Source organism: bacterium endosymbiont of Bathymodiolus sp. 5 South (genome assembly GCF_900128535.1).
Taxonomy (GTDB): Bacteria; Pseudomonadota; Gammaproteobacteria; order PS1; family Pseudothioglobaceae; genus Thiodubiliella.
This window is the reverse complement of record NZ_FQTR01000394.1, coordinates 1-933: the sequence shown is the minus strand read 5'-3', so window position 1 is coordinate 933 and position 933 is coordinate 1. Positions and strand designations below refer to the sequence as shown.

1 protein-coding gene is annotated in these 933 nt (G+C 33.8%); it reads left to right on the top strand.

The annotated features are described in order from the left end of the window. On the top strand, positions 1 to 652 hold a 652-nt coding region (locus BBROOKSOX_RS11735), incomplete at its 5' end, for a hypothetical protein (RefSeq protein ID WP_180324062.1). Between the last annotated feature and the right edge of the window lie 281 nt (positions 653 to 933).

Here is a 933-nt window from a genome sequence, read left to right as displayed (position 1 = left end):
ACAAGAATGGGTGGATGATGAGTTAAAAGGTGCAGAGGCACTTGCCTATCGACTAGATTTAGATGTGTATGGCACTAAGTGTGGTTACTTCTCCAATGTAGAAAATTGTCGTCCTGCTACTGCTTGTGTGGTGGATATGTATATTGATGATAAGGCTAATTTGCCTTGGAATAATAAAGCTAGGTATGCCAGTATGTATGGGCGTAAATCCAACGCTTTCTTACGGTCACAGTATCCTAATGATAAACCTGCTTATCTTTATCGCAGTACCAAACGCGGTCAGGAATATAAGCTGGGGCTGGATAATTTACACTTTGTGTACGGCAAAAACTATCGTAATTCTCTAGGCGATTATTTCATAATGGAATACGATAAAGATATCTATAAAAACTTAGACTATTTATCAGGCTCTTTAACTTGTCGCACTTTTGGCAAGGGTAGAAATATGAAAGTTATGGTTAAAAAGCATGATTTTTTAAAAAGTGGTTCTATCAATTATGGTAAATATGACATAAAACATGAAATCTATATACCTGATTCTTTTATGCAAAGAGTAGAGGTTTATGATAAAGCTCAATACGAACCCAATAGCCTATTTAACGAACTTAGGAAACGCCTAAGCACTACCACTAAACCAAAATCATCAGAATAATAACGAGGAGCAAACTATGCCAACACAAAATAACAACCCAGCCACTATTAAGTTTTGGGAAACAGAACAAAGAAGACCGTCAGAAAAAATGGTTGAGAAATTACGGCATTTGTAAAAATTTTAAACTTGACACTTTTTATAAAAAGTTTTGAAAAAATACTTGTAAAAACTGTATCATAATCGGAAAATTATAGTTCAAAAAATAAGGCCAACAGCAATGATAAAAACAAACAACACAACAAATCTTAAAAACATATCAAAGTATCTTTTAACAACCACTT